The sequence below is a fragment of the Kaistia adipata DSM 17808 genome (assembly GCF_000423225.1).
Taxonomy (GTDB): domain Bacteria; phylum Pseudomonadota; class Alphaproteobacteria; order Rhizobiales; family Kaistiaceae; genus Kaistia; species Kaistia adipata.
The window spans coordinates 924,451-941,718 of the sequence record NZ_AUHO01000006.1 but is presented as its reverse complement, the minus strand read 5'-3'; the positions used below and the strand labels follow the sequence as shown (position 1 = coordinate 941,718).

Genomic DNA, 17,268 nt, shown 5'->3' with positions numbered 1-17,268 from the left:
CGAAGGAGGATCCAGGGAGCGCCTTTCATGGGGCTCACCTGACCGCCGCAGCCAGTCGAAGCGCTCCGCTGGACCCTCCTTCGAGGCTTCGCTGAAGCGAAGCACCTCAGGATGACGGCGGAGGCGTCTATTCGCACGCGCTACGCCAGGAACCGCGTGACGTTGCGCGTCGGAAACTCGAAGCGCGTGCCGTTGTCGGTGAAACCGGGCGCGATCATGCGGACGATGTCGGCCGCCACGACGCGCGGATGCTCGAGCGTCTCCGGATCCTCGCCGGGGCGTGCCTTGGCGCGCATCTGGGTGCGCAACGGGCCGGGATCGAACAGGTTGGCGCGGACGGTGCTGGAGTCGATTTCCGCCGCATAGGTGCGCACGAGCGCTTCCAGGGCGGCCTTCGAGGCGGAGTAGACGCCCCAGTAGGGCCGGCAGGTGACGGCGGCGCCCGAGCTCAGGAACAGCGCGCGGCCGGCATCCGACTGGCGCAGCAGTGGATCGAGCGAGCGGATCAGGCGGTAGTTGGCGGTCACATTGACCGTCATCACCGTGTCCCACTCCTTCTGGTCGAGGTGAGAGACCGGGGTGATCAGGCCGAGCTGGCCGGCATTGCCGACGAGGCCGTCGAGCTTGCCCCAGCGCTCGTAGATCGAGTAGCCGAGCCGGTCGATCGCCTCGAGATCCTTCAGGTCGAGCGGCACCAGCGTGGCCGAGCCGCCCTTGGCCTGGATAGCGTCGTCCAGCTCCTCCAGCGCGCCGACCGTGCGGGCGATGGCGACGACATGCGCGCCAGCCTCGGCGATGGCGAGCGCCGCGTTCCAGCCGATGCCGCGCGAGACACCGGTGACGACGACGATGCGGCCGGAGAGATCGGGAGTGGTCACAGGGTCAGTCCATTCAAGCTTCGGGAGGGAGCCCGGTCGGGGCTAGCGGTCCGGCGCCTGGGCGCCGGACGGGGCGTTGGGAGAGGGGGCGTGGCTCAGCTCGCCTCGGCGAGCCGCGCCAGGGCCTGCACCTGGCCGCGATCCTCGAAATCGGCGAGGCGGGTCGGGTATTCGCCGGTGAAGCAGGCATCGCAGAACTGCGGCGCGCTGCCATCGCGCTTCGCTTCGCCGACGGCGCGGTAGAGACCGTCGATCGACAGGAAGGCGAGGCTGTCGGCCTTGATGTAGTCGGCCATCTCCTGCACCGACATGTGCGAGGCGATCAGCTTGGATTTCTCCGGCGTGTCGACGCCGTAGAAGCAGGAATCCTTCGTCGGCGGGCTGGCGATGCGCATGTGCACCTCGGCGGCGCCGGCTTCGCGCACCATCTGGACGATCTTCATCGAGGTGGTGCCGCGGACGATCGAATCGTCGACCAGCACGACGCGCTTGCCGGCCAGCACGCCGGTATTGGCGTTGTGCTTCAGCTTCACGCCCATGTGGCGGATCGCGTCGGTCGGCTCGATGAAGGTGCGGCCGACATAGTGGTTGCGGATGATGCCGAGGTCGAACGGAATCCCGGCGGCCTCCGCGTAGCCGATCGCGGCCGGCACGCCGGAATCCGGCACCGGTACGATGACGTCGGCGGCGATGCCGCTCTCGCGCGCGAGTTCGGCGCCGATCTTCTTGCGCACCTCGTAGACGCCGCGGCCGTCGACGGCCGAATCCGGACGGGCGAAGTAGACATATTCGAAGATGCAGAAGCGCGAGCGCTGGCGCTCGAACGGGAAGAAGCTGTCGATCCCCTCGTCGGTGATGACGACGACTTCGCCCGGCTCGATGTCGCGCACATAGCGGGCGCCGATGATGTCGAGCGCGCAGGTCTCGGAGGCGAGGATATGGGCGCCGTCGAGCGAGCCCAGCACCAGCGGGCGCACGCCGAGCGGGTCGCGGCAGCCCATCATCTTCTTTTCGGACAGCGCCACCAGCGAATAGGCGCCCTCGATGCGGCGGATCGCGTCGATGAAGCGGTCGAGCAGGCGGCCGTGGATCGAGGTGGCGATCAGGTGGATGATCGTCTCGGTGTCGGAGGTCGACTGGAACAGCGAGCCGCGGCGCTGCAGGTCGCGCTTCAGCGTCATCGCGTTGGTCAGGTTGCCGTTATGCGCGACGGCGAAGCCGCCGCCGGCGAATTCGGCGAACATCGGCTGGACGTTGCGCAGGCCGGCGCCGCCGGTCGTCGAATAGCGGTTGTGGCCGATGGCGCGCCGGCCCGGCAGCCGGTCGATCACGGCCTTGCGGGTGAAGTTGTCGCCGACGAGGCCCATGTGGCGCTCGATCGAGAACTGGCGGCCGTCATGGGCGGCGATGCCGGCGGCCTCCTGGCCGCGATGCTGGAGCGCGTGCAGGCCGAGCGCCGTCAGCGCCGCGGCGTCGTCATGCCCGAAAACGCCGAAGACGCCGCACTCCTCGTGGAGGTGATCCTCGTCGGCAGTCATTGGCAGCATCGAAAAATCATCCATTTCCGGTCCTCATAACCCTGAAAGGCGCCCCTGCGGGAGCGCCTCAGGGATTGGTGGTTCCCCCGGTCATTCCGGCGCCTGGCTATTGCTCCGGTCCATCGGCCGGCGCTTCGCCGCTATTGTCGAACAGGTTGTCGAGGCCCTTGCGTTCCTCGGACCCGTAGCTCGGCGTTGCCTGCTGCGGCGCGCCGGGCTGCTGGGCAGCCGGGGCTCCGGCCTCTGGCGCGTCATCGGCCGGTGCCTCGGTCGGGGCGGCCGCGTCCTCGCTGCCACCGTGCAGCCGGTCCTGTATGGTCTTCTCGATGTCCTCAGGCAAGGCCGCGACCAGCCTGTCGGCCAGAGACTTCAACATAGGAGCGCTTTGCGCATCCGCAACCCAGGCCGGCTGGCGATCGGAGAGGATCCAGGACAGGAAGGCGAAAGCGATCACGACCAGCAGCACGCCGCGCGCGAGGCCGAAGAGGAAGCCGAGGATGCGGTCGAGCAGGCCGACGCGGCTGTCGATCACGAAATCCGAGATCTTCATCGCGATGTAGGAGGCGATGATCAGCGCGACGAAGAAGATGCCGGCGGCGGCGGCGATGATCGCCACGTTCTTGTTGGCGATGTAAGGCTCAACGAAGGGCAGCAGCGGCTTGTATAAGAAGAAGGCGGCCCCGGCCGCCAGAACCCAGGATGCCACCGACAGGACTTCACGGACGAAGCCGCGCACCATGGCCAGCATGGCCGAGATCAGCACGACCACAAACACAACACCGTCGAGAATCGTGACCGGCATTCCTATGATGACCCCTTCAGCGCTGCCCCAAGCCTGCGGTTTAGCCCGTCGCGCTCACGAATCCAATGCCTCATCGGCCACAGTCTGGCGGCGTCTTTCGGCCGGGTCGGGCACGGCGCGACGCTCGGGCCTCGTGCCGGAGGCGGCGATCGTCGCGACCAGGGCGGTCAACTGGTCGATCCCCTGCAGTCCGGAACCGCCGCCGGCATCCTTGTCGATCGAGGTGGCGGGCATGACGGCCCGCGCGAAACCAAGCTTTTGCGCCTCTTTCAGCCGCTGCGACGCCTGGGAAACCGGCCGCACCGCCCCGGAAAGACTGACTTCGCCGAAATAGACGCAATCGGCCGGCAGGGCAATACCGGAGAGCGAGGAGACGAGCGCCGCGGCGACTGCGAGATCCGCAGCCGGCTCGGTAATTTTCAGCCCGCCGGCGACGGCGAGATAGACGTCGTTCGGACCGAGCTTCACGCCGCAATGCGATTCGAGCACGGCGATCACCATGGAGAGGCGGCCGGAGTCCCAGCCGACCACGGCGCGGCGCGGGGTGCCGAGCGGCGAGGGGGCGACGAGCGCCTGGATCTCGACCAGCACGGGACGGGTTCCCTCCATGCCGGCGAAGACGGCGGCGCCGGGCGAGGCGGCGTTGCGTTCGCCCAGGAACAACTCGGACGGGTTCGGCACCTCGCGCAGGCCGCTGCCGGTCATCTCGAAGACGCCGATCTCGTCTGTGGCGCCGAAGCGGTTCTTCACCGCGCGCAGGATACGGAAGTGCTGGCCGCCTTCGCCCTCGAAATAGAGCACCGCGTCGACCATGTGCTCGACGACGCGCGGGCCGGCGATCTGGCCGTCCTTGGTGACGTGGCCGACGAGGACCACGGTCGCGCCGGAATGCTTGGCGTAGCGGATCATCGCCTGCGCCGAGGCGCGCACCTGCGACACGGTGCCGGGCGCGGATTCCGCCAACTCCGTCCACAGCGTCTGGATCGAGTCGATGATGACGAGCGCCGGCACGGGCCCCGCCTGCAGCGTGGCGAGGATGTCCTCGACGCTGGTCTCGGCGGCGAGCGCGACCGGCTTGTTGGCGACGCCCATGCGCTCGGCGCGCAGCCGCACCTGCGCCACGGCTTCTTCGCCCGAGATGTAGACGACGCGTTCGCCCCGCGCCGCCAGCGCGGCGGAAGCCTGGAGCAGAAGCGTCGACTTGCCGATGCCGGGATCGCCGCCGACCAGCAGCGCCGAGCCGCGCACGAAGCCGCCGCCGGTGACGCGGTCGAGTTCCGCGATGCCGGTCGGGATGCGGGGCGCCTCGTCGCTACCGCCGGAGAGCGGCTGCAGCTCGACGATGCGGCCGCGCTTGCCGCCGGTAGCCTTCGCGGGGCCGCCGCCGATGCCGCCAGTGGCGCTTTCCTCGACCAGCGTGTTCCACTCGCCGCAGGCCTCGCAGCGTCCCTGCCAGCGCGGGCTGGTGGCGCCGCAGTTCTGGCAGACGAACTGGATCTTCGCCCGCGCCATCACGCGCCTCCGACGTAGCGCCGGTGATAGCGGCCGCCGAGGCTGGTCAGGAACTCGTAGCTGATGGTGCCGGCCGCTTCCGCGACCTCGGCGACAGGCATGTTCGGCCCGAACAGCTCGACCCAGTCGCCACGCGCCGCCTGCGGCAGGTCGGTGACGTCGATCGCCGCGAGGTCCATCGAGACGCGCCCGAAGAGCGGCGCGCGGCGGCCGTGCAGCACGACTTCGGCGCCAGGGCGCTGATCGGTGGAGCTGGCCGCGCGGTGATATCCGTCGGCATAGCCGGTCGACAGGATGGCGATCCGGCTCGGCCGGCGCGTTGTCGCGGCGGCGCCGTAGCCGACCGTCTCGCCGGCCGGCACGTCGCGGACCTGGATGATGCGGGCCTCGGCCGTGACGACGGTCTCGAGCGGCGGGCGGCCGGCGATGAAGGGGCCGCCATAGAGGCCGATGCCCGGCCGGACGAGATCGAAATGATAGGCCGGGTCGAGCGCGATGCCGGCGGTGTTGGCGAGCGAGACGGCGAGTCCGGGGAAGAGCGCCTTGACGTCGCGCATGGTCGCGAGCTGACGGGCGCTCAAGGGGTGCGCCGGGGTGTCGGCGCAGGCGAGATGGCTCATCACCAGCGACAGGCCGAGGCGTTCGGCCGCCTCCGGATCGGCGGCGAGTTCGCGCGCCTCTGCGAAGGTCAGCCCGAGCCGGTTCATGCCGGTATCGACATGCAACGCCGCGCGGCCCGTGCCGCCCTGCGCGCGATAGGTGGCCCAGTCGGCCAGTTCCTCCGTCGAGCCGATGACCGGCCGGAGATTGCCGGCGGCGAGCCCGGGCGCCTGGTCGCGCGCGAGACCGTTCAGCACGTAGACCGTCGCGTCGGTCGCGACGGCGCGGGCGCGAAGTCCCTCGGCCGGGAGGGCGACGAAGAAGGTCCGGCATCCCGTCGCGGCGAGCGCGGCGACCGCCGGCTCCAGGCCGATGCCATAGCCATTGCCCTTGACGGCGGCGGCCGTCTCGGCGCCGGCGGCGATCCGTGCCATCGCCTGCCAGTTGCGGGCCAGGGCGGACAGGTCGATCGTCAGCCGGTTGCCGGCCGTGATCGGGTTCTCGACGGGAGTGGAGGCGGACTGTTCCATCGGGGGAGGGTACGCGATTCTGTTGCTGCCGCGCGGCGGGGCATGGGCGGGACCGTGCTGCTTCCGGTGTCCCCGATTTTCGCGGCGATCTCAAGGCCAAAGGGATGATCGCGGCCGAGGCTGGCCGGCGGGGCCGGGAACGGCTAGGCCTGTCGGTGATTACGAAACGGCGGGAGCGGGGAATGACGACGTCGGCAGGGCGATATCTCGGCTGCATCGCGGTGGTGGTGCGCGACTATGACGAGGCGATCGACTGGTACACGCGATCGCTCGGCTTCGTCCTGGTCGAGGACAAGCCGCTCGCTGACGGCAAGCGCTGGGTGCTGGTCTCGCCGTCGCCGGCGAGCGAGACCCGCATTCTGCTGGCGCGAGCCGTCAACCCGGATCAGATGGCGGCGATCGGGCGCCAGTCGGGCGGGCGCGTCTTCCTGTTCCTCCACACCGACGATTTCGCGCGCGACCACGAGGCCTTTCGCGGGCGCGGCGTTCATTTCATGGAGGCGCCGCGCGACGAGCCCTATGGCCGCGTCGCGGTGTTCGAAGACCTCTATGGCAACCGCTGGGACCTGCTCGAGCCGCGCGGCTGAGCCGGCGGCTACTCGAACGATTCGGGCAGGTGGTCGCGCTTGGCGAGGTTGGAGAAGCGGGTGATCTCCGCCTCGAACTGCAGCGCGACGGTGCCGGTCGGACCGTGACGCTGCTTGCCGATGATCACCTCGGCGACGCCGGCGACCTGTTCCATCTCGGCCTGCCACTTGAAGAAGTCCTCGGTGCCTTCCTTCGGCATCTTGCCCTTTAGGTAGTATTCGTCGCGATACACGAACATCACGACGTCGGCGTCCTGCTCGATCGAGCCGGATTCACGCAGGTCGGCCAGCTGCGGCCGCTTGTCGTCGCGCGCCTCGACCTGACGCGACAGCTGCGACAGCGCGATCACCGGCACGGCGAGCTCCTTGGCGAGCGCCTTCAGGCCGGTGGTGATCTCGGTGATTTCCTGCACGCGGTTGGCCTGGCCCTTGCCGGAGCCCTGCAGCAGCTGGAGGTAGTCGATGATCAGCAGATCGAGGCCGCGCTGGCGCTTCAGGCGGCGCGCGCGGGCGGTCAGCTGGGCGATCGAGAGACCACCGGTCTGGTCGATATAGAGCGGGATGCGCGCCATCTCGCGCGAGGCCTCGACGACCTTGGCGAACTGGCGCTCGTCGAGCGAGCCGCGGCGGATATGCGAGGACGAGACGCCGGACTGCTCGGCGACGATACGCGTCGCGAGCTGCTCGGCCGACATTTCGAGCGAGAAGAAGCCGACGATGCCGCCGTTCACGGCCTTGGTCGAGCCGTCGGGCTGCAATTCGCCCTTGTAGGCCTTGGCGATGTTGAAGGCGATGTTGGTGACGAGCGAGGTCTTGCCCATGGCGGGGCGGCCGGCGAGCACGATCAAGTCGGAGGGCTGCAGGCCGCCCATCTTGTGGTCGAGGTCGTCGAGGCCCGTCGAGATGCCGGAGAGATGGCCGTCGCGCTGATAGGCGGCGCTCGCCATGTCGATGGCGGCCTTCAGCGCTTCCTCGAACGAATGGAAGCCGCCGTCGTAGCGGCCGGTTTCGGCAAGCGCGAACAGGCGGCGCTCCGCGTCCTCTATCTGTGCCTTCGGCGGCATGTCGATCGGCGCGTCGAAGGCGATGTTGACGACGTCCTCGCCGATGCCGATCAGGGCACGCCGGAGCGCCAGGTCATAGACCGAACGGCCATAGTCCTCGGCGTTGATGATCGTCGTCGCCTCGGCGGCGAGGCGCGCCAGGTACTGCGCCGGATTGAGCTCGCCGATGGCGAGGTCCGCCGGCAGGAAGTTCTTCAGCGTGACCGGATTGGCGATTTTATTCTGGCGGATGATCTGCGCGATGATCTCGTAGATCTGCTTGTGCACCGGCTCGAAGAAATGGCCGGGCTCCAGGAAGTCCGAGACGCGGTAGAAAGCCTCGTTGTTGACGAGAATGGCGCCGAGCAGCGCCTGCTCCGCCTCGATGTTGTGCGGCGGCTGCCGGTAGAATTCGGCTGCCTGCGGCTCAACGGCTCGCGCTGGAAGATTCATGGTCAAACGTGCTCTCGGTCGCGGAAGGCTCCAGTTAGGCGCAGCCTGGGTCGGGAGCCAAATGTTCACTCGAGTCGTGCCCGTTATCCAATGGCACGGCTCGGCGTTAACTTTCTCGCTTGCGCGCAGCGTTTCTGCGACAGGCGAGAAAGCATCGCACGATTCGACCTTGAGTGGTTGCAGGATGGGGCAGAGGCGGGCGAGGCGGATGAGACGGAGACGCTCCGTTCACCCGCCCGCGATCTTCAGTGACGGACGATGTCCGGCCTGGTCGCGCAGACGCAGCGCGTCCTCGGCCCGCCAGATGTAGTCGCGCGCCAGCGGCAGGGCGTTCTGGTCGCGGACGATCTGGATCTGGAAGATCATCATGTCCTGGAAGCGGAACGCCGTTTCGGAGGCGGCGAGATAGAACTCCCACATCCGGCAGAATGCCTCGTCATAGAGCGCCACCGCCTCGTCGCGCCGGGCCATGAAGCGCTCGCGCCAGGCCTTCAGCGTCTCGGCATAGTGCAGGCGCAGGATCTCGACGTCGGTGACTTTGAGGCCCGCCTTCTCGATCGCCGGGAACACCTCGGACAGCGCCGGGATGTAGCCGCCGGGGAAGATGTATTTCTGGATCCAGGAGTTCGTCTCGCCGGGCATGTCGAAGCGGCCGATGGCATGCAGCACCATCACGCCGTCGTCGGCCAGCAGTTCCCGCGACTTTTGAAAGTATTCGTCATAGTAGGCGATGCCGACATGCTCGAACATGCCGACCGAGACGATGCGGTCGAAGCGGGTCTTGAGCGAGCGGTAGTCCTGAAGCAGGAAGCGCGCGCGATCCGCGAGGTTCTGCGTCGCGGCGCGGGCGTTCGAAACCTTGTGCTGCTCTTCCGACAGCGTCACGCCGGTGACGTCGACATCGGCGTGGTTGGCGATGTAGAGCCCGAGCCCGCCCCAGCCGGAGCCGATGTCGAGTACCTTCTGCCCGGGCGCCAGCGCGAGCTTCGCCGCGAGATGGCGCTTCTTGGCGACCTGCGCTTCTTCGAGCGTCGTGTCCGGCGTCTCGAAATAGGCGCAGGAATATTGCTGGTCGCTGTCGAGGAACAGCGAGTAGAGCCGGCCGTCGAGATCATAGTGATGGGCGACGTTCTGACGGGCGCGGAACGGCGTGTTCCACTGGCGGAAGCGGCGGGTCAGCACGCGCAGGCGATAGAGCGCGCGCATCCACCAGGAGCGGCCGCCGCCGCCGGTGTTCTGCAGCACCACGGCGAGGAGGTCGTAGATCGAGCCCTGTTCGACGACGAAGCCGCCGTCCATGAAGGTCTCGCCGAGCTTGAGCTCGGGGTTCATCATCACCGCGCGCTCCGCGGCGGCCGAGGTGAAGCGGGCCCTGACGGGAGTGCCGCTGCCGTCGCCGAAGCGGTGCAGCCTGCCCTTCGCGTCGATGATTTCGAGAGATCCGTGTTTCAGTATGCTGGCGAGATAGTTGACGAGCAACCGGTTCATCGTGATCCGCTGCCCCCTCCTGAATGGCTTGGTTGACCAAGGCAGGTTGCGACATTGGCGGTCGGTCCCCCCGGCCGTCGAACCAAGCTAACTCCGATATCGTCGCGTTATCAAGCTAGTACGCGACCAAGTGACGCTGGTGCGACAGTCAAAGAAAAAGGGCGCCGCGCGGTGCGCGACGCCCTTCCAGAAAATAAGGCCCCCTTGGGGTCTTAAAGTCGATCAGATCTCTTCGTCGACGCCGGCGAAGCCTTCGCCCTCGGGCAGCGGCTCGAGCTCGAAGTCGTCCTGGACCGCCGACAGGTCTTCGCCCTGCGACTGGCGGGCGGCCTCGTCGACCGAACGCGCGACGTTGATCTGGATCGTGGCCTCGACTTCCGGGTGCAGCGCGACGACGATGTCATGCAGGCCGATCGACTTGATCGGAACCTCGAGCACGACCTGGCTGCGGCCGACCGAGAAGCCGTTCTGGCTGACCAGCTCGGCGACGTCGCGGCTGGAAACCGAACCGTAGAGCTGGCCGGTCTCGCCGGCCTGGCGGACGACGATGAAGGACTGGCCGTTCAGGGCCTCGGCGATCTTCTCCGCCTCGGACTTGCGCTCGAGGTTGCGAGCTTCGAGCTGGACCTTCTCGGCCTCGAAGCGCTTCTTGTTGGCCTCGTTGGCGCGGAGCGCCTTGCCCTGCGGCAGCAGGAAGTTGCGCGCATAGCCGTCCTTGACGCGGACGATCTCGCCCATCTGGCCGAGCTTGGCGACGCGTTCCAGAAGAATGACGTCCATTGGGGTTACTCCTTCGAAGTTTGAACTGTATCGGGACTTACGAGAGTCCGGGTCGCGCCGCGAAGCGACGGGCCCGGTATTGCAGCGCCGTGTCGGCCAGTCCGACCACGGCCATGATGCCGAGCGGCAGCAGGATGACGAAGCTGACCGCATAGACGAGGAAGAGCAGGAACGGCCGCGCCGCCTTGCCGAGCAGCACGGCGTGCAGCAGGCCGAAGCCGGTCAGCGCGAAGGCGAAGCCGGTTGCGCCGGCGATGGCGCCGGCGATCTGGCCGGGCACGCCCGGAATCAGGCTGGCGACGAAGGCGATGCCGAAGATCAGCGCCGCCGGCTGCGGCAGCACGACGGTCCAGAGCGGCGTCCATTCCCGCTGCAGCAGACCCGACATGCGGGCGATGCGGGCGCCGAGCCAGAGGGCGAGGATCAGGATGCCGACGACCATGGCGGCCGAGGTGAACGGCATCAGCGCGATGTTGAAGCGCACCAGCGGCTCGATCTCGGCCTCGGTCGGCGCGCCGCCGCCGGAGGGAGACTGCGCCAGCCAGGCCTGCAGCACCTTGACCGTCTCGGCGATCAGCGCCTCGGGATCATAGCCGAGCGCGAAACCGGCGATCACCACGGCGATGCCGGCGGCGAGCGCGGCGCGGGATAGCACGATGTCGAGCGGGAACCACTGCCGGCCGGCGGGCGCCGCCTCGTCAGGCCGCGACAGGCCGACCAGATGCGCGGCCCAGGCGACGGGCGCGGCGAACAGGACGAAATAGAGGCCGGCGGCGATCGGCCCGATCGTGAAGCCGATCAGCGCCGAGGCGGTGATGGCGGCGGCGACGCCAGACAATGTGCCGAAAGCGAGGCCGGCGATGGCGATCGGCAGCGGCGAAATCAGGAAGAGCGGGAAGGCGAGCGCGGTGCCGCTGATGAGGCCGGCGAACAGAAGCGCCGTGGCCATGCCGGCGCCGAGGCCGATCAGGATGTTCCGCATGCTCATCTCGCTGTCCCGCTTCGAGAGCGGTTAGAGGCAGGTCACGGATGATCCGGCCGACCCCAACCAAGTTTTCGCCATAGGCGATCGAAAATCGTGCCCCGGAGGGCGTGTCGGGCCGGCGCGAGGTCGGCCCGACGAATTCGGACGGTCGCATCTTGGAACCGAAGTCCCGGCGACCGTGGTCTTACTTGATCACGTAGGGGATCAGGCCGAGGAAGCGGGCGCGCTTGATCGCCTGGGCGAGCTCGCGCTGCTTCTTGGCCGAAACGGCCGTGATGCGGGACGGAACGATCTTGCCGCGCTCGGAAATGTAGCGCTGCAGGAGACGGATGTCCTTGTAGTCGATCTTCGGCGCGTTCGGGCCCGAGAACGGGCAGGTCTTGCGACGGCGGAAGAACGGACGGCGCTGGCCGCCGCTGGACGTGCTGGTGGTGCCGATCTCAGCCATTATTCAGCCGCTCCTTCAGATTCTTCCGAGCGCGGACGACGCTCGCCACGGAAACCGCCGCCGGCGCCACCGCCGAAGCCGCCACGCGGACGGTCACCACGGTCGCCGAAGCGGCCGCCGCGGTCGTCGTCACGGTCGCGCTTCTGCAGCATGGCCGACTGGCCTTCCTCGTGCTCCTCGACCTTGAGGGTCAGGATGCGGAGGATGTCCTCGTTCATGCGCTGCTGGCGCTCCAGCTCGGCCACTGCGGCCGCCGGGGCGTCGATGTTCATCAGCGTGTAGTGCGCCTTGCGATTCTTGCGAATGCGGAACGCAACCGACTTCAGGCCCCACTGCTCGATCTTGCCGACCGAACCGCCATTGGCCTCGATGAGACCCTTGAACTGCTCGGTGAGCGCCTCGACCTGCTGTGCGGACACGTCCTGTCGCGACAGAAATACGTGCTCATAAAGCGGCATGATTGCCCTTCCTTATTTTGATCCCGGCGCCAAGCCTCACCGAAGCCTTCGAGAAAGGCCGATCGGTACAACTTCGAGAGCGGAGACACGGGAAGACGGGATCTGCGATCCCTGCGGCTCGCGCCGCCTTCCGTTCAACCCCCGGCCGGGTGTCGTTACGACGGGCGGTGCATATACGCATGCCGTCCGGAAAGCAAGCCCGAAGCCGGCTTCACGGCCGCCGCGCCGGGTCATCGAAACGTCGTCAAGCTTTCACATCGACGTCATGGGTAGGTCTTAGCCCCGGGGATGTCGACCGCCTGGCGGTCACTCCAATGCATGAGGTTTCCGATGCGCAAAGTGCTGCTCGCCCTGGCGGCGACGACGATGCTTGCCGGCGCGGCCCAGGCCGCGACCGTCTATCCGCTCGATCGCGCCACGATCCTGGCCGGCTCGCCCTTCGACTTCAAGGTCGAGTTCGACGCCTCCGTGAAGCCGGAGGACGTCAAGGTCACGGTCAACGGCCAGGACTACAAGGCGGTGTTCGGCTCCGAGGCCAGCTTCGTGGCGGAAGAGAAGGGCAAGGACGACAAGGTGCTCGGTTCGGCCCTGATCCTGCGCGACCTCGTGCTGGCGACGCCGGGCGACTACACGATCGAGGCCGTGGCCGGGCCGGAGAAGAAGGCCGTCACCTGGACGGTCTATGGCACGGCCGACCAGGCCAAGGCCAAGAATGTCATCTTCCTGATCGGCGACGGCCTCTCCGTCGCGCACCGCACCGCGGCGCGGATCATGTCCAAGGGCATGACCGAGGGCAAGGCCAATGGCCGCCTCGCCATGGACGATCTCGACCGCATGGCCTTCATCGGCACCGCCTCGACCGAGGCCGTCGCCACCGACAGCGCCAACACGATGTCGGCCTACATGACCGGCCACAAGACGGCGGTGAACGCGCTCGGCGTCTATGCCGACCGCACGCCGGACACGCTCGACGACCCGAAGGTCGAGACGCTGGCCGAGGCGCTGCGCCGCCAGACCAAGAAGTCGATCGGCATCGTCGCGACCTCGGAGATCCAGGATGCGACGCCGGCCGCGGTCGTCGCCCATACCCGCAAGCGCGCCGACAAGGCCCAGATTACCGGCATGATGCTCGACGTGCAGCCGGAAGTCGTGCTCGGCGGCGGCTCGGCCTACTTCCTCGGCAAGGACACGCCGGGCTCCAAGCGCAAGGACGACAAGGACTACATCAAGGCGTTCCAGGATGCGGGCTACACGCTCGCGACCGACAAGGACGAGCTCGTCAAGGCGGCCGGCACCAATACCGGCAAGATCCTCGGCCTGTTCCACACCGGCAACATGGACACCGCCCTCGACCGCAAGTTCCTGAAGAAGGGCACCGTCGAGAAGTTCCCGAACCAGCCGGGCCTGGTCGAGATGACCGAGCTGGCGCTCGGCGAGCTCTCGAAGAATCCGGAAGGCTTCTTCCTGATGGTCGAGGCGGCGAACATCGACAAGATGTCCCATCCGCTCGACTGGGACCGCGCCGTGGTCGACACGATCGAATTCGACAAGGCGGTCGCCGCGGCGCGCGCCTTCGCCGAGAAGAACCCCGACACGCTGATCGTCGTCACCGGTGACCACACGCATGGCGTCTCCATCATCGGCACCGTCGATGACGAGAAGGAAGGCGACGAGATGCGCGCCAAGGTCGGCACCTATGCCGACGCCGGCTTCCCGAACTATGCCGACGCCGACGGCGACGGCTACCCGGACAAGATCGACGTGTCGCGCCGCCTGTTCCTCGCCGGCAACAACGGCCCGGACCACTACGAGACCTTCCGCCCGAAGCTCGACGGCCCGTTCGTGCCGGCCGTGCAGAACGAGAAGAAGGAATATGTCGCGAACGAAGCCTACAAGGACGTTCCCGGCGCCGTGCTCGTGACCGGCAACATCCCCAGGGACGGCGATTCGGGCGTGCACTCGGTCGACGATGTCGTGCTGCAGGCCGGCGGCCCCGGCTCCGAGGGCTTCAAGGGCTACATGGAGCAGAGCGACGTCTACCGCGTCATCGTCGACGCGCTGGCGCTCGCCCCCGCCAAGCCCTGATCCGACGGCATCCGCCATATCCTGAAAACAGGCTTCGGGCGTCCGCGCCCGAAGCTATCTCTAGATTGGCTCGGTCCGCGCAGTTCTTGCCTTCACCTCTCCCTGAGGGAGAGGTCGGCTCGCAGAGCCGGGCGAGGGTTTAGGGAACCATCCGGATGGAACTCGAGGGACCGCTGCTCCGGCGTCTGGCCGGTAAAGCCGTAAACCCTCACCCGCCGGCCTTTGGCCGTCGACCTCTCCCTCAGGGAGAGGTGAAGGGCAGGCCAGCCTTCGATAGGAGAGAGCGATGACGCTCATACGGATTTCGCGGCGCGACGCGCTGGTCGGAAGTCTCGCCGCACTGGCCGCGCCCGCATTTCTCGCACCGCCCGCCCTGGCCGCGCCGATGCTGACCTTCGACGATCTCTACGGATCGGTCGGCGTGCTCGGCCTGGCCTTCTCCGACAAGGTCAAGCAACTGGCCGGGCAGGAAGTGACGATGCGCGGCTTCATGGCGCCGCCATTGAAGGCCGAGGCGGCCTTCTTCGTCCTCACCGAAATCCCGATGTCGATCTGTCCGTTCTGCTCGTCTGATTCCGACTGGCCGGACAACATCGTCGTCGTCTATCTCGACGCAAAGCAGACCTTCGTGCAGCCGAACACCGTGATCGAGGTAAGCGGTACACTGGAGTACGGCCCCTGGACCGATCCGGAGACCGGCTTCGTCAGCCTGCTGCGCCTGCGCGGCGCCCGCTTCAGCGCCGTCTAGGAGGCGTCATGCTTGGCCTTCGTCTCGCCGGCGTAGAGGTTTCGTTTCCGGGCCTCCCGGTGCCGGTCCTGTCGCTGCCCCGGCTCGAGATCGCGCCCGGCGAACGGGTCGCCGTCACGGGCCCGTCCGGCTCGGGCAAGAGCACGCTGGTCAATATCGTCACCGGGCTGGAGCGCGCCGCGAAGGGCGCGGTGCGCTGGGGCGACGTCGATATCGCGCGGCTCTCGGAAGGCGCCCGCGATGCGTGGCGGGCCGAGAATGTCGGGCTCGTCATGCAGGACTTCCATCTCTTCCCGGGCCTCTCGGCGCTGGACAACGTGCTGCTGCCGGTGCGGTTGCGTGGCCGGGGCGCCGCTGCGCATCGCGCGCGCGCCCTTGAACTCCTGGAGCGCGTCGGCCTCGGCCGGCCGGACCAGTCTGTCGCCACCATGTCGCGCGGCGAGATGCAGCGCGTCGCCGTCGCCCGCGCGCTGCTCCGGAAGCCCGGCATCCTCATTGCCGACGAGCCAACCGCGAGCCTCGATCCCGAGAGCGGCGCCGGCGTCGCGGCGCTGCTGCTCGAACTCGCGCGCGACGAGGGCGCCACGCTCGTCGTCGTCTCGCATGACGCGGCGTTGGTCGACCGTCTCGATCGCCGCATTCGCCTGGTCGCCGGCCGCATCGCCGTAGAGCCGGCCGCCGGAGACCTCGCCGCATGATCCGTTTCGTCCTCGCCGATCTCCGCCGCCTCTGGGCCGGCTCGCTGGTCGTCGTCCTGCTCGTCGCGCTCGCCACCGCGCTCGGCGTCGCCGTCACGCTGCAGGAGCGGGCGCTCCGGCTCGGCAGCGCGCGCGCCGCAGACAGGTTCGATCTCGTCGTCGGCGCGGCCGGCAGCGAGACGCAGCTGGTGCTGTCGTCGATCTTCCTGCAGCCGTCGCCGCTGCCGCTCGTGCCGGGCAAGGTGCTGCATGATCTCGCCAGGGATCCGCGCGTCGCCTGGGCGGCGCCGGTCGGCTTCGGCGACAATGTCGACGGCTATCCGCTCGTCGGCACCACCGCCGCGCTGATCGACGGCGCCGGCGGCGGGCTGGCCGAGGGCCGCGCCTTCGCCACCCGGGCCGAGGCCGTCGTCGGATCGGCGGTGCCGTTCCGCCTCGACCACGAATTGAAGCCGATGCACGGCCTCGCGGGGGAGGGCGGCCACACCCATGACGAGATCGCCTACCGCGTGGTGGGCCGCATGGCACCGACCGGCACGCCCTGGGACCGCGCCATCCTGGTGCCGATCGAGGCGGTGTGGGGCGTGCACGGCATGGGCGCGCATGCGGATCAGGATCACTCGGCCGGAGGCGAGGGGGCGCATGACGGGCGCGACCCTGCGCATGACCACGACCACGCCGAAGATCTCGCAGCTGCCGCGCTGGGCGGGCCGTGGAGCGCAGAGGCTCCCGGCGTGCCCGCCATCCTGGTCAAGCCGAAGACCTTCGCCGACGCCTACAAGCTGCGCGGCGAATATCGTTCGGGCGCGACGCTCGCCGTCTTCCCGGGCGAGGTGCTGACCGCGCTCTATGCGACCCTCGGCGACGCCAAGGCGGTGCTCGGCGCTGTCGCGATCGGCGCGCAGGCGCTGGTGGCGGCCGCGATCCTGCTGGTGACCGTCGTGCATGTCAGCCAGAGGCGGCGCCAGATCGGCGCGCTGCGGGCGCTCGGCGCGCCGCGGCTGGCGCTGTTCGGCATCGTCTGGACGGAACTGTTCCTGCTGGTCGGCGGCGGCATCCTCATTGGCATCGGCCTCGGCTATGGTGCCGCGCGGGTTCTCTCGGGGCTCTTTACCCGCGAGAGCGGCGTCGTGCTGCCGGTCGAGTTCGTGCGCGGAGATCTCAGCCTGCTTGTCGGGCTGCTGGCCGTGTCCGCGCTCCTGGCGGCGCTGCCGGCCTTGCTGGCCTATCGCCAGCCGCCGGCCGCCGGGCTCCGGGCCTGAGCGGAGACTCAGGCGGGGACGGCGTTGACGAGGATCACCATGGCGATGCTGACGGCTGTCACCAGCAGCCCGGCCAGGAAGCGATTCTTGGCGCGGACATAGACCGGCAGCTCGAGCGAATTGGGCTCCAGCATCTCGGCCATCGCCTTGATCTGCAGGATGATGCCGATGGCGAGCGCGCCGGCGGCGACATAGTCCGAGAGATGCCATGGCGAATCGTCGGTCGCCCATTGCGCCGTGAAGCCGAGCGAAAAGCCGAGGATGATGCTGATCGCGGTCAGCGACCCGCCGCGGAAGGTGGGATCGATTCGCGGCGTTGGGTCACGTCCGGTGTCGGGTTCCATCTGCATCGGCGAAGGTCTCCGGCGAGTGG

The 17,268-nt window shown here is 68.2% G+C and carries 16 protein-coding genes and 1 pseudogene; 5 read left to right on the top strand and 12 right to left on the bottom strand.

Annotation, left to right across the window (positions count from 1 at the left end; genetic code table 11):
- Positions 1–140 precede the first annotated feature (140 nt).
- The 5 genes and pseudogenes from G539_RS0104720 to alr form a co-directional block, all read right to left on the bottom strand.
- Complete coding sequence (locus tag G539_RS0104720; protein WP_029074180.1) at positions 141–878, bottom strand: SDR family NAD(P)-dependent oxidoreductase; 738 nt, start codon at positions 876–878, stop codon at positions 141–143.
- A 95-nt stretch (positions 879–973) separates the two neighbouring features.
- Entirely contained in the window at positions 974–2,440 is a 1,467-nt protein-coding gene (purF, locus tag G539_RS0104715) for an amidophosphoribosyltransferase (protein WP_035829991.1), read from the bottom strand.
- A 220-nt stretch (positions 2,441–2,660) separates the two neighbouring features.
- Positions 2,661–3,218 (bottom strand): annotated as a pseudogene (locus G539_RS0104710) (CvpA family protein); the annotation flags it as partial.
- A gap of 54 nt (positions 3,219–3,272) precedes the next feature.
- Positions 3,273–4,730 (bottom strand): DNA repair protein RadA, encoded by a 1,458-nt coding sequence (gene radA, locus G539_RS0104705; RefSeq protein ID WP_029074177.1) that lies wholly within the window; start codon positions 4,728–4,730, stop codon positions 3,273–3,275.
- Positions 4,730–5,860 carry an alanine racemase gene (gene alr, locus G539_RS0104700; RefSeq protein ID WP_029074176.1) on the bottom strand — a complete coding sequence of 377 codons (1,131 nt, stop codon included), beginning with the start codon at positions 5,858–5,860 and terminating at the stop codon, positions 4,730–4,732. Before alr ends, radA begins: the two co-directional genes overlap by 1 nt.
- Positions 5,861–6,042: 182 nt before the next feature.
- Here alr and G539_RS0104695 point away from each other — a divergent pair, with 182 nt between their 5' ends.
- Positions 6,043–6,447: a VOC family protein gene (locus G539_RS0104695; RefSeq protein ID WP_029074175.1), complete on the top strand. Its 405-nt coding sequence runs from the start codon at positions 6,043–6,045 to the stop codon at positions 6,445–6,447.
- Between the two features lie 8 nt (positions 6,448–6,455).
- Here the strand turns inward: G539_RS0104695 and G539_RS0104690 are convergent, their stop codons facing one another.
- From G539_RS0104690 to rpsF, 6 genes are all read right to left on the bottom strand, one after another.
- Positions 6,456–7,943 carry a replicative DNA helicase gene (locus tag G539_RS0104690; RefSeq protein ID WP_035829988.1) on the bottom strand — a complete coding sequence of 496 codons (1,488 nt, stop codon included), beginning with the start codon at positions 7,941–7,943 and terminating at the stop codon, positions 6,456–6,458.
- Between the two features lie 228 nt (positions 7,944–8,171).
- Positions 8,172–9,431, bottom strand: a complete 1,260-nt coding sequence (locus G539_RS0104680) for a cyclopropane fatty acid synthase (protein ID WP_029074173.1) — start codon at positions 9,429–9,431, stop codon at positions 8,172–8,174.
- Positions 9,432–9,653: 222 nt separating this feature from the next.
- Positions 9,654–10,211, bottom strand: a complete 558-nt coding sequence (gene rplI, locus G539_RS0104675) for a 50S ribosomal protein L9 (protein WP_029074172.1) — start codon at positions 10,209–10,211, stop codon at positions 9,654–9,656.
- 37 nt (positions 10,212–10,248) lie between these two features.
- Positions 10,249–11,199 (bottom strand): DUF2232 domain-containing protein, encoded by a 951-nt coding sequence (locus G539_RS0104670; RefSeq protein ID WP_156911797.1) that lies wholly within the window; start codon positions 11,197–11,199, stop codon positions 10,249–10,251.
- A gap of 181 nt (positions 11,200–11,380) precedes the next feature.
- Positions 11,381–11,644: a 30S ribosomal protein S18 gene (gene rpsR, locus G539_RS0104665; RefSeq protein ID WP_029074170.1), complete on the bottom strand. Its 264-nt coding sequence runs from the start codon at positions 11,642–11,644 to the stop codon at positions 11,381–11,383.
- Positions 11,644–12,102: a 30S ribosomal protein S6 gene (gene rpsF / locus G539_RS0104660; RefSeq protein ID WP_029074169.1), complete on the bottom strand. Its 459-nt coding sequence runs from the start codon at positions 12,100–12,102 to the stop codon at positions 11,644–11,646. Before rpsF ends, rpsR begins: the two co-directional genes overlap by 1 nt.
- A gap of 330 nt (positions 12,103–12,432) precedes the next feature.
- Here rpsF and G539_RS0104655 point away from each other — a divergent pair, with 330 nt between their 5' ends.
- From G539_RS0104655 to G539_RS0104640, 4 genes are all read left to right on the top strand, one after another.
- Entirely contained in the window at positions 12,433–14,187 is a 1,755-nt protein-coding gene (locus tag G539_RS0104655; protein WP_029074168.1) for an alkaline phosphatase, read from the top strand.
- A 286-nt stretch (positions 14,188–14,473) separates the two neighbouring features.
- Positions 14,474–14,935 carry a hypothetical protein gene (locus G539_RS0104650; RefSeq protein ID WP_029074167.1) on the top strand — a complete coding sequence of 154 codons (462 nt, stop codon included), beginning with the start codon at positions 14,474–14,476 and terminating at the stop codon, positions 14,933–14,935.
- Between the two features lie 8 nt (positions 14,936–14,943).
- Positions 14,944–15,633 (top strand): ABC transporter ATP-binding protein, encoded by a 690-nt coding sequence (locus G539_RS0104645; protein ID WP_029074166.1) that lies wholly within the window; start codon positions 14,944–14,946, stop codon positions 15,631–15,633.
- Positions 15,630–16,895, top strand: a complete 1,266-nt coding sequence (locus G539_RS0104640) for an FtsX-like permease family protein (RefSeq protein ID WP_029074165.1) — start codon at positions 15,630–15,632, stop codon at positions 16,893–16,895. The genes G539_RS0104645 and G539_RS0104640 overlap by 4 nt, the downstream gene beginning before the upstream one ends.
- 8 nt (positions 16,896–16,903) lie before the next feature.
- On the opposite strand, the gene G539_RS0104635 is transcribed toward G539_RS0104640, so the two are convergent.
- A complete protein-coding gene (locus G539_RS0104635) occupies positions 16,904–17,245 on the bottom strand; it encodes a hypothetical protein (RefSeq protein ID WP_245576793.1) in 342 nt (113 codons plus the stop codon).
- Positions 17,246–17,268: the final 23 nt, after the last annotated feature.

Coding starts and splice junctions, on each gene's coding strand:
- purF (WP_035829991.1), bottom strand. CDS start 2,440: ATGGATGATTTTTCGATGCTGCCAATGACTGCCGACGAGGATCACCTC.
- radA (WP_029074177.1), bottom strand. CDS start 4,730: ATGGCGCGGGCGAAGATCCAGTTCGTCTGCCAGAACTGCGGCGCCACC.
- alr (WP_029074176.1), bottom strand. CDS start 5,860: ATGGAACAGTCCGCCTCCACTCCCGTCGAGAACCCGATCACGGCCGGC.
- G539_RS0104695 (WP_029074175.1), top strand. CDS start 6,043: ATGACGACGTCGGCAGGGCGATATCTCGGCTGCATCGCGGTGGTGGTG.
- G539_RS0104690 (WP_035829988.1), bottom strand. CDS start 7,943: ATGAATCTTCCAGCGCGAGCCGTTGAGCCGCAGGCAGCCGAATTCTAC.
- G539_RS0104680 (WP_029074173.1), bottom strand. CDS start 9,431: ATGAACCGGTTGCTCGTCAACTATCTCGCCAGCATACTGAAACACGGA.
- rplI (WP_029074172.1), bottom strand. CDS start 10,211: ATGGACGTCATTCTTCTGGAACGCGTCGCCAAGCTCGGCCAGATGGGC.
- G539_RS0104670 (WP_156911797.1), bottom strand. CDS start 11,199: ATGAGCATGCGGAACATCCTGATCGGCCTCGGCGCCGGCATGGCCACG.
- rpsR (WP_029074170.1), bottom strand. CDS start 11,644: ATGGCTGAGATCGGCACCACCAGCACGTCCAGCGGCGGCCAGCGCCGT.
- rpsF (WP_029074169.1), bottom strand. CDS start 12,102: ATGCCGCTTTATGAGCACGTATTTCTGTCGCGACAGGACGTGTCCGCA.
- G539_RS0104655 (WP_029074168.1), top strand. CDS start 12,433: ATGCGCAAAGTGCTGCTCGCCCTGGCGGCGACGACGATGCTTGCCGGC.
- G539_RS0104650 (WP_029074167.1), top strand. CDS start 14,474: ATGACGCTCATACGGATTTCGCGGCGCGACGCGCTGGTCGGAAGTCTC.
- G539_RS0104645 (WP_029074166.1), top strand. CDS start 14,944: ATGCTTGGCCTTCGTCTCGCCGGCGTAGAGGTTTCGTTTCCGGGCCTC.
- G539_RS0104640 (WP_029074165.1), top strand. CDS start 15,630: ATGATCCGTTTCGTCCTCGCCGATCTCCGCCGCCTCTGGGCCGGCTCG.
- G539_RS0104635 (WP_245576793.1), bottom strand. CDS start 17,245: ATGCAGATGGAACCCGACACCGGACGTGACCCAACGCCGCGAATCGAT.